12 protein-coding genes are annotated in these 13,077 nt (G+C 53.7%); 5 read left to right on the forward strand and 7 right to left on the reverse strand.

The annotated features are described in order from the left end of the window. Positions 1–28: 28 nt before the first annotated feature. Positions 29–970: an alpha/beta fold hydrolase gene (locus GV002_RS04525; RefSeq protein WP_160017245.1), complete on the forward strand. Its 942-nt coding sequence runs from the start codon at positions 29–31 to the stop codon at positions 968–970. Positions 971–1,062: 92 nt separating this feature from the next. On the opposite strand, the gene GV002_RS04530 is transcribed toward GV002_RS04525, so the two are convergent. Next, the gene (locus tag GV002_RS04530) at positions 1,063–1,908 is read right to left on the reverse strand and encodes a metal-dependent hydrolase (RefSeq protein WP_160017246.1); all 846 of its coding nucleotides are present in this window, start codon (positions 1,906–1,908) and stop codon (positions 1,063–1,065) included. Between the two features lie 213 nt (positions 1,909–2,121). Between GV002_RS04530 and GV002_RS04535 the strand changes: the two genes are divergently transcribed. Then, positions 2,122–3,141, forward strand: a complete 1,020-nt coding sequence (locus GV002_RS04535; RefSeq protein WP_160017247.1) for an AraC family transcriptional regulator — start codon at positions 2,122–2,124, stop codon at positions 3,139–3,141. Positions 3,142–3,329: 188 nt separating this feature from the next. On the opposite strand, the gene GV002_RS04540 is transcribed toward GV002_RS04535, so the two are convergent. From GV002_RS04540 to GV002_RS04565, 6 genes are all read right to left on the reverse strand, one after another. Then, positions 3,330–4,346, reverse strand: coding sequence for an Abi family protein (locus GV002_RS04540; RefSeq protein ID WP_160017248.1), 1,017 nt, complete (start codon positions 4,344–4,346; stop codon positions 3,330–3,332). Positions 4,347–4,401: 55 nt separating this feature from the next. After that, the gene (locus GV002_RS04545) at positions 4,402–5,406 is read right to left on the reverse strand and encodes a hypothetical protein (protein WP_160017249.1); all 1,005 of its coding nucleotides are present in this window, start codon (positions 5,404–5,406) and stop codon (positions 4,402–4,404) included. Beyond that, positions 5,403–7,418 carry a hypothetical protein gene (locus GV002_RS04550; RefSeq protein ID WP_160017250.1) on the reverse strand — a complete coding sequence of 672 codons (2,016 nt, stop codon included), beginning with the start codon at positions 7,416–7,418 and terminating at the stop codon, positions 5,403–5,405. The genes GV002_RS04545 and GV002_RS04550 overlap by 4 nt, the downstream gene beginning before the upstream one ends. Further along, on the reverse strand, positions 7,415–8,422 hold the full coding sequence (locus tag GV002_RS04555; RefSeq protein WP_160017251.1) for a hypothetical protein: 1,008 nt from the start codon (positions 8,420–8,422) through the stop codon (positions 7,415–7,417). The genes GV002_RS04550 and GV002_RS04555 overlap by 4 nt, the downstream gene beginning before the upstream one ends. Further along, positions 8,419–9,633 (reverse strand): DNA cytosine methyltransferase, encoded by a 1,215-nt coding sequence (locus tag GV002_RS04560; RefSeq protein WP_160017252.1) that lies wholly within the window; start codon positions 9,631–9,633, stop codon positions 8,419–8,421. The genes GV002_RS04555 and GV002_RS04560 overlap by 4 nt, the downstream gene beginning before the upstream one ends. A 99-nt stretch (positions 9,634–9,732) precedes the next feature. Beyond that, entirely contained in the window at positions 9,733–10,728 is a 996-nt protein-coding gene (locus GV002_RS04565) for a tyrosine-type recombinase/integrase (RefSeq protein ID WP_256667030.1), read from the reverse strand. A gap of 167 nt (positions 10,729–10,895) precedes the next feature. Between GV002_RS04565 and GV002_RS04570 the strand changes: the two genes are divergently transcribed. From GV002_RS04570 to GV002_RS04580, 3 genes are all read left to right on the forward strand, one after another. Further along, positions 10,896–11,540, forward strand: coding sequence for an MBL fold metallo-hydrolase (locus GV002_RS04570; RefSeq protein WP_160017254.1), 645 nt, complete (start codon positions 10,896–10,898; stop codon positions 11,538–11,540). A 64-nt stretch (positions 11,541–11,604) separates the two neighbouring features. After that, the gene (locus GV002_RS04575; RefSeq protein ID WP_160017255.1) at positions 11,605–12,273 is read left to right on the forward strand and encodes an OmpA family protein; all 669 of its coding nucleotides are present in this window, start codon (positions 11,605–11,607) and stop codon (positions 12,271–12,273) included. A gap of 142 nt (positions 12,274–12,415) precedes the next feature. Next, positions 12,416–13,072, forward strand: coding sequence for an OmpA family protein (locus tag GV002_RS04580; RefSeq protein ID WP_160017256.1), 657 nt, complete (start codon positions 12,416–12,418; stop codon positions 13,070–13,072). The last annotated feature ends 5 nt before the right edge of the window (positions 13,073–13,077 follow it).

Here is a 13,077-nt window from a genome sequence, read left to right on the forward strand (position 1 = left end):
ACCTATTGCAAGAATCAAGGTATCGCGCATGTCTGCCAATAGACTGTCTCTGCAAACGCCGTTGGCTGCCGGCTTCTCACGTCTTGGGTTCGGTTCTTTGCCGTTGGAGCGTTTGAAATCGCGTTATGGCAACGCGACTCAAGGTTCTCGCTATGTCGAGATCGACGGCTTCAATGTCCATTACCGTGACGAAGGGAGTCGTGACAAACCGGCGTTGGTACTGATCCACGGCGTCGTCGCTTCGCTGCACACCTGGGACGGGTGGGCGCAGGCCTTCGCCCCGCATTACCGCATCATCCGCTTCGACGTTCCGGGGTTCGGCCTCACGGGGCCGGCGCGCGACGGCGTCTATTCGGTCGAGCGCATGATGCATGTGCTCGGTCAACTGCTCGATTACCTGCAGGTGGGCAAGGCGGATATCGCCGGCAACTCCCTTGGCGGCTATATCGCCTGGAACTTCGCCCTTGCGCAGCCACAGCGCGTCGGCAAGCTGGTGCTGATCGACCCGGCCGGCTATCCCATGCACAAGGTGCCGTGGATGATCGCTGCGGCCGCGCTGCCCGGTGCTACTGTTGCCATGCCGATGTGGATGCCTCGCGTCTTGATCGCCCGGGGTATCAAGGAGGTCTACGGTGAGCCAGGGCGAATCAAACCAGGTGTGGTCGAGCGCTACTACGACTTGTCGCGACGGCCCGGTAATCGTCGCGGCATGATGGATATCTTCCGCGTGCTGCTGAAGGTCAACAAGAACGAGCTGCACACGACGCCAGAGCGGGTCGCGCTGATCAAGGCGCCAACCCTGCTCATGTGGGGCGATCGCGATCGCTGGATCTCACCCAAACATGTGCTGCATTGGCAGCGCGATCTACCGGGTGTTCGGGTCAGGGTCTATCAGGGTGTCGGGCATATCCCCATGGAAGAAATTCCCGAGCAGAGCGCGGCCGATGCAATGAGATTTCTGCTGGGTTGAGTTTGCCCTGGAGAGGCCCAGAGAAAATCCGGGCCACGAAAAAGCCCGGACAGATTCCGGGCTCGTTTGTGTTGCGTGGCAGGTGCTGCGTTTCAGGCGGCTCCGGCCTGAATCAACGGGGCACCGTCAAACTCCTCGCGGGTGGCGTGCAGCAGATCCAGGTTGTTGTGTTCCCAGGGATGGAAGCCGTCCTTGAAGAAGTCCAGATAAGCGTTGATCAGCGGGCGGAACACGCCTTCTTTGCCCCACATCCAGCGGATGCCGTCACGCCAGACGCGCCAGTTCCACAACAGACCGTCCACTTTGAGCATGTGTGCCAGGCCACGGGTGGTATCGAGCACGAAGAAGAAGGTGCCCATGAGCATTGCCCGGCGCAGCAGTTTGCGGCTGCCGCACACCTGGTTGTAGACGTCGAAAGCCACCGCCTTGTGCTCGGTCTCCTCGAGCGCGTGCCAACGCCACAGACGAGCCAAGGCCGGATGAGCATCGGCCATGTACGCGTCATTTCTCAGCAAACCATCGGCCATGATCGCGGTGATGTGCTCCAACGCTGCGGTTGCAGCCAGCTGGCGTTGTGGCGAGAACTTCTTCTGGGTGTAGCGGATGCGCGTCCGGGCGCGTTTCTCGATGCGTTCGACGTTGTAGCCCAGGTCGCGCAGGCGCTGGCTGTACTCCAGATGTTCACGACTGTGATGGCCTTCCTGGCCGATGAAGCCGCGAATCTGTTCATCGAGTACCGGGTCGTCGATGCGGTCGCGGAACTGGCGCACCGAGTCGATGAAGAAACGCTCGCCGTCGGGAAACAACACCGACATGGCATCGAACAAATGGGTCTTGAAGGCATCGCCGCCGTTCCAGTGGCGCGGCAGCGGGTTGGGCAGATCGAAATCCATGTGTCTTGGACGAATCTGCAATCCTTCCGGTGTAGTGCTGGCCATGAGAACTCCATCGTGCTGTTTGACGGGTTCCCACTATGGTCGTCATGCGCCGCTGGGCACAGGTTCGTAACAGCCAAGGTGACAGTCATATCCGGCCAGTGCGTTATTCCAGTAGAAAGTTGGGGCAGCAGCAGGGCAACGAGCATGGATTCGCTGAGCTAAGGTTCGCAATCGAGAAGGTCATTTGCGGCCAGTCACCAGAACAACGAACTCATGAAACAAGCCCTCAACTTCACCGCCGAACTGGTTCCCGTGGCCTACGCCGAGGCATTGCTGGCGCTGGCGGAAGAGTTCGGCCTGGCGCGTGCCGAGATGTTTGCTGCCGCACGGGTCCGCCCTGAAGTGCTTGGCAGTCCTAATGGTCGACTGTCCTTTCTCGACTTTCATCTGCTGACGCAGACCGCCTTGGAGCGTTGCGGCGAACCGGCGCTTGGCCTGGTATTGGGCCAGCGCCTGAACGTCTCGACCCACGGCATACTCGGTTACGCAGTGCTGTCCAGTGCCAACCTGGGCAAGGCGCTGCAGTTCGCCCTGAAGTACTACCGGGTGCTCGGCCTGGCATTCGAGCTGGAACTGGTGGAGCAAGAGGAGGATATGCAGTTGCGTGCGCTCGAGTCCTTTCCCATGGGGGCGCAATCGCGCTTCGCCGCCGAGGGCCTGTTGACCAGCATCCATACCATTGCGCGCTTTCTTGTGGGGGAAGAGTTGCGGGGCTTGGCCGTTGGTTTCGCGTATCCCACGCCGGACTACGCTGAGCGCTATGCCGAGGTATTCGGTGTGGCCGCGCAGTTCGAACAGCCCTGGCACTGGCTGCGCTTGCCCCGCCACTACCTGCTACGGCCCATGGCGCTGGCCAACCCGGCCACGGTGCAGATGTGCGAGCAGCAGTGCGAAGCGCTGCTGGCCAGCCTCGATGTGCAGGATGGCCTGCTCACGCGGGTGCGCCGATTGTTACTGGCGCGTCCCGGAGATTTTCCCGACCTGGAAAGCGCCGCTGGTGCCCTGCATACCAGCGGCCGCAGCCTGCGCCGGCACCTGGCGCAGCTGGGCACCAGCTATCAGCAGGTGCTCGACGACGTGCGCAAGCGCCTGGCCCTGCAGTACCTGACCACCACGCATTTGCCGCTGTATGAAATTGCCCAGTTGCTGGGTTTCAGTGACCCGTCCAACTTCCGCCGTGCATTCCGCAAATGGACCGGCAAACTGCCCGGCGATTACCGCGCTGAGGAATGAGGAGAGGTCTGTATGGATGACTGCAGTTCTCAGGTGTGCAGCGGAATGTCGGCGCGCTGAGATTAAGGTGGCGCCAGGCAGCAGTTGACGCAATGGCGTAGCTGCCTAATAATTGTCAGTAACACGGCCCCTGTCGGTTGATGCGCTCCGGCGCTGAGATTGCTCAGGGGTTTTTTATTACCTGCGATTTACCAATCTCTCGCCTTCCAGTCATCGTCCACGCCCATCCGATCAAGCCCAAGACCCAGGTGTGTCAGGTTTGGAAAGTCATTTTCCAGCAACGCTTTCAGCCGTGCACCCCAGCTCGATGAGGGATTGATGATTTTCATCAGGTGTTGGGTCATGCACAGCAGCATGAAGGGACGCGCCTGCCGCTGAGGATCGTTATGAAACGCTGCCAGTGAAGGTACTTGACCCACTGGCGGCAGTTTCGGCTGATCAACGATGTTGCGATTCCACAGCCGGCTATGGTGTGCGCATACGTTGCGCAGGTAGTTCAGGCTGCGCAGCCAGCTGGCGAAGATGCGGCCATTGCTGATGTTGTACTGCGACGAAATGGCGTCCTGATCCGCTTCGGTCATGCCATCGTATAGCGTAGACAGCGTGCCGAAATCCCAAACTTCACACGCCACCCAAACGGCCAAGGGGAGGCCGTACTTGTCTTTGTTGTGGCGTATGAAATCTTCTTTGGAGCGGTTGATCAGCGCCGCATGCTTGCTCAACCAGCCATGATATTTGGTCAGCCCTGTCTTGCTATCCAGCTTGCTGGAGAAACTTTCGTGAAACAGCTCCGGCTTCAGGTAGGCGAACTTATGGTGCTTGCCCAGACCATGGGAAATGTCGACGCGAAGGGCGATTTCAACGCGCTCCAGTGCGTCTAGGACGAGCAGCCGCAGTTTCTTATCGAACACATACAGGTCGACAGCATTCTGAAAGGTTGTACCTGGGCGGAAGTCGTCGAGCGGTAGTCGGTCTTGTTTGACCTTTTTGGGCTTTTTCCCGTTATGTGGATCGAGCGGACAACAGAGTTCTGTTCGTTCGCGGAAGGCAAACCAATAGCCGCTTAGCCGGTAATATCCGATGCGCTCCAGGTAATCCAATGCCTTGGCATTATCCGTGACGGTCATACCGCGAGCGATTAGTTGGTCGAGCTGTTCCTGGTAGCTTTTCCAAGGTTTTGGATATATCTGGGGTTGGTTGGACATGGCAGATTGGGCACTATCTGAAAGGTTATGGGTTTATTACAAACGTTAGAATAGGTTACACGAAATTGGTATGGTTTCTCTTTAGGCAGTAAGTGGTTATGTCTGGCTTTCCTAGTGGGTTTTTAAGTATTCCGTGAGAGTAGTCGGGATGATAAAGCCTGGGTTGTGAGTAGATAATTTCTGCTCTGTTTCCTAAGGCCGGGAAAGCAAGCGCCATCGCTAGGGCGTGAGGCTTTGGTCCTAGCGGAATCAAATCAATGTTGTGCGCAGTCTCTTTTCCGATGCTTATTATCCAGTCCAATGCCGCAAACATGTCCATTGCATGTATTCTTTTTATTTCTGTTTGATATTCAAGGTTTGGTGCGAGTTCGTGTAATAAAGCCCAGCTTCTTCTGAAGCCTGGGGAGCCTGGTGGGAATGGGAATAGAAATTTTGGTGATTTGCCGCGATGCTGTTCGAGTAGCTCGGCAAGATTAAATGCCATGTATCCTACACTTATGACAGCGGTAGAGTCGCCACCGGCAGATTCTATGCGAGAAAAACCAGGAAGAGCCGCTGGTGGTTCTGCGTCTTCAGTTAGCTGGCCTTCTTTATAACCTTCGGGGCGCGTATAGCAAACAACCAAGTCTTTGACATTTTGGTTGGCTAACAGGCGTTTTATTGCAAATAAAAAGAATCTTTTAGGAAGGGAGCTTATGTCGATGAGTATTGAAGATTGGGGTTCTGATGCTACGTTAGAAATAATTCTATTCCATACGCTTGCCTCTGATAACAAGCTTGCTTCAATTATCTCAAGTCGGTTGGTAAGTGATTTCGCAATTTTACCTTCGTGGGTTTTTATGATTTTATTGATTTCAGCAGTGAAACGGTTGTCAGGGTCTGAGATTTTTAAGCAGTAGTGTTCTTGTGTGTTTTCTTTGTCAGAAAGCCATTCCGCTACGGCTGTGCATCTTGGTTCAAAAGATGCGCAAAACAGCCCTTTCCATTGACGTACGCCGACTTTTGGTAGTATCCAATCGATATCTCCCCAGGGGCGTATATTAGCGGCCGACGTAGTCATTTAAAAAGCTCGCTCTGTACAGGTGGATCAGCGTCTTCTGATTTTCTATCTTTTGAGTTGGTGTTTTTCCCCGCGAGTACATCAGTAAGCTCTTGGGTTGAAGTATAAATAGGCTCTTTTGTTCTAACATGCGGTATGCGAAAATACGGGCATAGCAAAGGGTTAAGGTACCACTTAATTCTAGGCATGCCGTCAGGGCTTTTTGTCGTGTGCTCTGATTCGATTAGATCACCTTGATCTCTGCAACTTTTTAATAAGTATGTTAATGTGTTTGATTGCTCGAACTCACTCTTGTATAGAGAAAATCCTGTGTGGCCGGGGTTAGATAGGGCTCGATCATTTCGAATAGCTGATGAGAGCCATGCGCCAATAGCCGTTATGAAGGCTAAGCGTTTATCTCCATCAGTTCCTTCTCTTAATTTCTCGGCCCATATTCTGCTGGCCTCGTAGATTCCAATTACTTGCTTATTCATATCGATGGATGGCAGGCTTGTTTTTTGAAGCTCTTCGTCTGGTGTGCTTCTTAGCCATGCAGCCCAAATCGCTCTGCATATGGTCATGAATGCAAGAATGTTCCATCCAGATAGGTCAATAATATGTCTTTCGCCACTCCAAATTAGCATTTCTCTTGCGTCGCCTGCAATTTGGACTAAGGCTGCTTCGTTTCTTTCTTTTTTCCAGTATGCTCTTTCTTTCCAGGTAAGAATTTTATCTAGGTCGCTTAATAAATAAATTTTCTCTTTTTGCTGTTTTCTTTGCCTGAGCCAGACTTCGCCAAGCTTTGCGTCTAGAGGGTCAGTGCGCCAAGTTTTTTCAAGTGCTTCTTTCCACTCTTTTGACCAGTTACTTGGTATGTTTAAAAGTGGTGGCTTTTCCTTTGCGTATATTTTTGCGCGTTCCGTTGGGGTTAATGTTTTCCCAAAGACTGCGTTAAGGAGTTTTTCTTTACTGATGCTCTCTATGTTAAATCCATATGCGGTTAGTCTTCGGTGGAAAACGTCCGTTGCAAAGTCGCTGAATGATATTCCGAGAGATGCGTTCTCATGTCTTTTGAGTATTTCATCAATATCTACTATCGAGTAATCCCGCATGTTTTCAAGATGGGCACCACTTCCCCAGACTGAAACGTCTGAGTTCCATGCATAGTGGCGAGTCCCGACACGATAGGCTACACGACCATCCCTGAGGGCTAGAGCCCTATTAATGACTTGGCGGAAGATGTTGGAATTTCCAGACGATCTTTCTAGCTCGTACAGTTCTTCGTGCTGATCAATTCGTAAGTATACAAGGGTGTTTTCAGGGATTACACCTGATTGCCTTAGGGCTTCTGCTAAGGCCGCAGCAGGCTCACCGATGTCAGTTTTGGTAGACTCTACTTCAGGGGGAAGTTCGTCTACGTTAAAATTGAAGTACTTTCTATATTCCGTTATTCGACTGCTTATCTTTTTTTCTATTTGCTCAAAATCATGGCAGCCCTGAAGGTAGTCATACCAAGCGGGGGAGGACGTGATTTTGTTGGTTAGAACCTGCTTTGACTTTTGGGTCCAGGTGACGGGGAGTTCGTCCTTAAGAACTCCGTCAACCATTTGCTCTTCAGCTAAGTACTTCACATTCGCTATAAGATCTTGCACTAATATGTAATTGATGTAGTCGGCAAATGTTGTGGCTGCCCAGTGCTGCCTTTTTTCAATGGGTTGTTCTGATAGTCTAGAAGCAACTATTCGGGCGTTATCTCTGATTAAGTGTACGCCGGCCGCTATAAAGGATTTATAGTTGTTTGGTGCTGGATATTTTTGCCCTGATCTAGAGTAAGCTACCCTCGTTCTCGTATTGAGTAAGCTTAACAGCATGCTCTTGCCGCTGCCTTGGCGGCCTTTAATGACAACGTTCCCTGTTCCAAATAGCACCTCTGAGTCAGAGGCAATTATCGGGCTGAACATTTTTACGAAATCGTTAGGTGCAAGTATTTCTGTTACCCAAAGATCGTGGAAAGGGTTGTCGAATCGATTCATTTGACTACCTTTAGTTCTCGTTCAGACCTTGGGAATAGAGGCTTCCAGGTTGCACTTGTCTGGTGGAATATGGGTGGCGTGTTATTGGGGCAATTACTATACATTACTACAAGGCTGCCGATTTTTTTCCATCCAAACTCATCGCCGTCTAGAGATGACTCCATTTTTTCGTACCCTGACTTTAATGTTGTCCTTAGTTTTGGGAAGAGGTTGGGTTCGCCAGGGGTGGGGGTCGGGCCGACCAAGCATGAGTCGCTCAGGATTGAAACGGGCCTGTAGGTTATATTTGGATTTTGGAGTTCAGCGATTTTCTCTTTTACTGCCCTATCGCCGGGAGCGCAAATAATTAGGGGTATTACAATAATTGGGCCATTAAAGTTGGCTGATGCAAACTTTAATGCGCGGCAAAGCTGGCCGCCTGATCCGACAAAGTCTTCAAGAAGCGCCAGGTATTTAATTCCTTTGCTGTTGCGATAAGCTTCAATCTTTTCTGGGCTGGCGAGTTCCTTAAGGCTAAGCCAGTCTGGTCGAAGGCTTTGCCCTTCAAGGCCGGTTATATGCAGGAAGCCATTTATTCTTAGGCTGTCAGTTACTGGGCATGGCCAAGTGGCTTTGAGCTCGAGGTTAAGGGCTTTCGAGGCATCTTCGCTGAATATATCGATCCTGGCTAGATCGATAATCCATGGCTTTATTATATGTTCGCTGGCGCAGCGATAAAGCTCTTCGAACTCCTGTTGGCCTGCAAAAAATAAGTATTCGATGGATCTAAATGCATTCCAGATGTCTTCATCTGACTCAAAACAATCTAGCCAAGTGTTTAGTCGAACCATGAAGTCTCTGCTGACGCGTGGAGATATTTTCTTGGTGGGTTCGAACTGGTGAAAAAGGTGGGCGGCGAGTGTCTCGTATAGTCCGCGTAACCTGCTTGCTCGTGCGGCGCGCCCTTCATATATTGGGTGGTGCTCTCTTTGTAATTTTTCAATTGTATCAAGGGTGCTTGTCATTTATGTTCCCTTGAGAGTGCGTCTTTAATCATTTTTCCAATTGCAAACCCCATCGTAGGGGGGACGGCATTGCCCACGAGGCGAAACTGCTCGTCAATTGGTCCGTGGAAGACATATGAGTCGGGGAACTTCTGTATGCGAGCGGCTTCTCTTACGCTGAAGCCGCGGTGCTCGTTTGGATGCAAGAAGCATCTGGGGTCCCCAAAGCGAGAGTCTACCGTGTGTGATGCGCCGTTCGAGAGAGGGCGTCGGTATTTTCCGTTGAACGTGTTAGTTAGATCTACAGAGTCCTCAATTTTTCTGAGGTATCCTTTTTTAATTAAGGACTTGATGTCAGTTGTGACTTTTCTTTGCAGATTTAGATACACGTCTCGCGGTGTCACAGGATCTGCATCGCCGAAAGATCGCCTTCTAATTCTTCGTCGTAATTTCATTATGCACTGTAGAATTTCCCTTTCCTCAGGTGTGGTATCTCCGAACACTTCAGGAATATTCCATGTGTGTACTGATGCTTCGCCACCTCTAACGTTGCAAAGCTTTTGTCCGGGTTTTATCTTGGTTGCAATTTTGTATTCTGAGCCATCGATCAATAATGATCTGGGTTCATGGTTGGCGAGAGTGGAAACATTTCTTAGTGCATCGCCCAAAGTTGAATGGTTCTGCTTTTCAATAACCGGTGTTAGCTCGAAATGCTTTTCCCAGGCTATTAGGAAGGCTCTTTTTCTGGACTGGGGGGCACCAGTGTCTCGCGCATCTATTATGAGTGTGCTGGTTTTGTAGCCGGCGGCGTTTAATTGAGCGTGCGCGCGATCCCAGTGGGCTTTATGGTCGCCCTGTAGTATTCCTAGTACATTCTCAAAAACCATTGCTTTGGGTTTCGCGTTTATTCCGATTTTCACGGCAGATTGGAGTAGGTGGTTTCTTGGGTCATCAATGTCCCGCTTCCCTACAGTAGAGAAACCTTGGCATGGCGAGCCAGCAACAACCACATCACAATAAAGTTCACTTGGTAGTTGCCCGTTGGATAGATCCCAGACGTGAGCATGGTCACCAATATTGGTTCGGTAGTTTTCAACTGCAAGTGGCCATATATCGAATGCTGCAATAGGGCCGAAGCCTGCTTGGATAAACCCGAGGTCAAGTCCTCCGCAGCCTGAGAACAGGCTTAAAAAACTTAGGCTGCTTTTTTGTTCTTGGGCTTCTGAGATCATTTCGAGTTCATAGTGTCTGGTGGGGCGGCAAAAAGTGTGCGCGCATTAGCTTGGTCGAGAGTATACCGGCCTGCGTGGTCTGGGCCCAGACGTGTTCGCCTAGGTAAGCTTCCGGGCAAGATCTTCCGTCCTTGGGTGGTAGTAGCGCATCAGCATCCGTGTGTCTTGGTGTCCGGTGATTTTGGTCAGCTCATGCAGCGGAAATACCTCGGCCAGGCGTGAGGTGGCTTCGTGGCGCAGGTCATGAAAGCGCAGATCCAGCAGATACGGATCGTCGCTGATTTTCTTGTCGATCTTGGCCTGGGAAAGCTTTTTCTGTTTGAGATGAAGGCTTAGCCCTTGTGCGTAGGCGCTGCGTGCATCAACGATGGCGTCCGCGAAAGCCTTGGTGATTGAGTCCGGCCGGCTTCTAAAACAGCGGCCGTCGTCGCGTTTGGTGAGACTTTCCAGTATCTCCACCGCCTTGCTGGATAGGGGGATGCCACGGGCGGTTCCGTTCTTGGTCATGGGCAGTAGGGCAACCCGCTTGACCAGGTTTACGTTGCTGCGCAGCAGGCCGGTTATCTCGCTTCGGCGCATCGCCGTTTCCACGGCGAAGGCGACGATCTTCGGCAGCTCGGCCGAGCGCGAGTGGCGGCAGATTATTTCCAGCTCATCCAGGTGCTCGCAAATCAGTTTGCCGTCGCGCAGTGTCCAAACGTCTGCGCTCCAAATGCGTCTATCCCTGGCGTCATCAACACTGGGTTGGCGAATCAGCTCCACGGGGTTGCTCAAGGACTCCATGCGCCACTCTTTACGCGCGATGGTGAAAACATGGGATATCAACGCAAGCTCACGGCGTACTGTAGCCGCTGCCAGACCCTCTGCGAGACGTTGATCGCGGTAGCTGGCCATGTCGGCGCCGCGAATACTGGCCAGCGATCTCAGGGCCAGTGGGTGGCGTTGCAGGGCCTGGATGCGTGATAGCTCGGAATCGCTACTGCGTTTCTTGCTAGTCACCTGCTCGGCGTACATCTCCAGGGCTTTGGCGACGGAGGTCGATTCCGCTTCATTGCGGCTGACGAATACGTCGGCGTCCATTTCGCGCTCGATCATTGTTGCCCAAGCCTTTGCCTCTGCCTGGGTGTTGAAAGTGCGGGTCTGTTGGGGCCACCCTTTACGCCTGATTTGGGCGTGCCACTGGTATAGGCCTTTCTTCCTGATCGTCGCCATCGTCAATCGCACTGTGCCAAAAATGTGCCATTAACCCTACAGGAACACCCATGGAAGCCGCAAAAGCTGCGTTAATACGAGAAACCTTCCCTGTCGGCCCTTTGCAGTGCAACTGCACCATCATCGGCGACCCGATTACGAAGAAGGCCATCGTGGTCGATCCGGGTGGCAATCCCGATCTGATCATGGCGCGTCTGGAGGCTCATGGCCTCAAGGTGGTGAGCATCATCCACACCCATGCGCACCTCGATCACTTTCTTGCCTCGGGGCAGATGAAGGAGAAGACCGGTGCCACGCTGCACCTGCACAAGGAAGATCAGTTCCTCTGGGACAATCTGGAGATGCAGTGCAGCATGTTCGGCGTGCCTTACACGCCCGTGCCGGCGCCGGATCGCTGGCTGGCCGATGACGAGGAGCTGGCCTGCGGCTGCGGTGTGGCGCTGCATACACCCGGGCACACGCCGGGTTCGATGAGTTTCTGGTTCGAGGATGCCAAGCTGCTGATCGCTGGTGACACGCTGTTCCGTCGCGGCATCGGCCGTACCGACCTCTGGGGCGGTGATTACGCCACTATCGAACGTTCGATCAAGCAGCGCCTGTACCGCCTCGATGAGGACGCCATCGTGGTCACCGGCCATGGCCCGGATACCCGCCTCGGTGATGAAATGCGTGAGAACCCCTTTATTCGCGCGTGACAGGGCACTAATGGCCGCGCTGGAACTCAAAGAGCCATCATCCACCGTTCATGGAGATTCCTTCATGTTCCGCCTTTCTTTGATTGCCCTCTGCTCGTCCGCGCTGCTAATCAGCGGCTGCGCCTCGCAGAACCCTTATGACCAGAGCGCGCCGAGCTCCAACCGTACCGCCACCTACGGTGGTATCGGTGCGTTGGCCGGTGCGGCTGCCGGTGCGCTGATCAACCATGACAATCGCGGCAAGGGCGCCTTGATCGGTGCTGCGGTGGCCGGTGCCGCAGCGGCGGGTTACGGCTATTACGCCGACAAGCAGGAAGAAGAACTGCGTCGCAGCATGCAGGGCACAGGCGTCGAGGTGCAGCGCCAGGGCGATGTGATTCAGTTGATCATGCCGGGCAATATCACCTTTGCCACCGACTCGGCGCAGATCGCCAGCAGCTTCTATCAGCCGCTGAACAACCTGGCCAATTCCTTCCGCCAGTACAACCAGAACAGTATCGAGGTGGTCGGGCATACCGACAGCACCGGCTCGCATAGCCACAACATGGGGCTGTCGCAGCGTCGTGCGCAAAGCGTGGCCGATTATCTGCTGGCGCAAGGGGTCGACCCCAGCCGCATGAGTACTCGTGGTATGGGGCCGGATCAGCCAGTGGCCAGTAACGCTACCGTCGAAGGGCGTGCGCAGAATCGCCGTGTCGAAGTGACACTGCGACCGCTGCCAGGCGTGCAGTAAGGTACGTATCGGGCTGATCTGCTTTGCGTCGCAGTTCTGATATCCACAGGTTGATAAGCTTGGGCGGAACTTCACCGCGCCTTGGCGGCTCGAAGTCTGCGGCATGTCTGCCCGATACCAGAAGAAATCCTAAGGAAAATTTATGAAGACCAGGCGTAATCTGATCGCAGCAACTGCGCTCATGGCCTTGCTGGCCGGCTGTACCACCAACCCTTACACCGGCGAAAGCCAGGCCGGCAAAGCCGGTATCTATGGGGGGATCGGCGCAGCGACTGGTGCGGTGATCGGTGCTGCGACTTCGAGCAAGAAGGATCGCGCCAAAGGCGCGCTGATCGGTGCGGCTGTCGGTGGTGCCGCCGGTGGCGGTTACGGCTATTACGTCGATACCCAGGAGGCCAAGCTGCGGCAGACCCTGCAGGGCACTGGCGTGCAGGTGCAACGCAACGGCGATGACCTGAAACTGATCATGCCGGGCAATATCACCTTCGCCAGCAACTCGGCGGATATCTCCAGCAGCTTCTACCCAACCCTCAATTCGCTGGTGCTGGTGTTCAAGGAGTTCAACAAGAACGGTGTGAACATCGTTGGCCACACCGACAGCACCGGTTCGCAGGCGCTTAATCAGAGCCTGTCGCAGCGTCGCGCTCAGAGCGTGGCCAACTACCTGAGCGCCAATGGTGTGCCGGGTCAGCGCATCTCTGCATACGGTGCCGGCCCGAGCCAGCCGATTGCCAGCAACGCCACCGATGCTGGTCGTGCGCAGAACCGTCGTGTCGAGATCAACCTGCGTCCGCTTTAAAAGCT

The sequence above is a fragment of the Pseudomonas sp. 8O genome (assembly GCF_902506495.1).
Taxonomy (GTDB): domain Bacteria; phylum Pseudomonadota; class Gammaproteobacteria; order Pseudomonadales; family Pseudomonadaceae; genus Aquipseudomonas; species Aquipseudomonas chaetocerotis.

Excerpts from the sequence above, each read along its gene's own strand:
- GV002_RS04525 (WP_160017245.1), top strand. The coding sequence starts at position 29 with ATGTCTGCCAATAGACTGTCTCTGCAAACGCCGTTGGCTGCCGGCTTC.
- GV002_RS04530 (WP_160017246.1), bottom strand. The coding sequence starts at position 1,908 with ATGGCCAGCACTACACCGGAAGGATTGCAGATTCGTCCAAGACACATG.
- GV002_RS04535 (WP_160017247.1), top strand. The coding sequence starts at position 2,122 with ATGAAACAAGCCCTCAACTTCACCGCCGAACTGGTTCCCGTGGCCTAC.
- GV002_RS04560 (WP_160017252.1), bottom strand. The coding sequence starts at position 9,633 with ATGATCTCAGAAGCCCAAGAACAAAAAAGCAGCCTAAGTTTTTTAAGC.
- GV002_RS04545 (WP_160017249.1), bottom strand. The coding sequence starts at position 5,406 with ATGACTACGTCGGCCGCTAATATACGCCCCTGGGGAGATATCGATTGG.
- GV002_RS04580 (WP_160017256.1), top strand. The coding sequence starts at position 12,416 with ATGAAGACCAGGCGTAATCTGATCGCAGCAACTGCGCTCATGGCCTTG.
- GV002_RS04555 (WP_160017251.1), bottom strand. The coding sequence starts at position 8,422 with ATGACAAGCACCCTTGATACAATTGAAAAATTACAAAGAGAGCACCAC.
- GV002_RS04570 (WP_160017254.1), top strand. The coding sequence starts at position 10,896 with ATGGAAGCCGCAAAAGCTGCGTTAATACGAGAAACCTTCCCTGTCGGC.
- GV002_RS04575 (WP_160017255.1), top strand. The coding sequence starts at position 11,605 with ATGTTCCGCCTTTCTTTGATTGCCCTCTGCTCGTCCGCGCTGCTAATC.
- GV002_RS04540 (WP_160017248.1), bottom strand. The coding sequence starts at position 4,346 with ATGTCCAACCAACCCCAGATATATCCAAAACCTTGGAAAAGCTACCAG.
- GV002_RS04550 (WP_160017250.1), bottom strand. The coding sequence starts at position 7,418 with ATGAATCGATTCGACAACCCTTTCCACGATCTTTGGGTAACAGAAATA.
- GV002_RS04565 (WP_256667030.1), bottom strand. The coding sequence starts at position 10,728 with ATGATCGAGCGCGAAATGGACGCCGACGTATTCGTCAGCCGCAATGAA.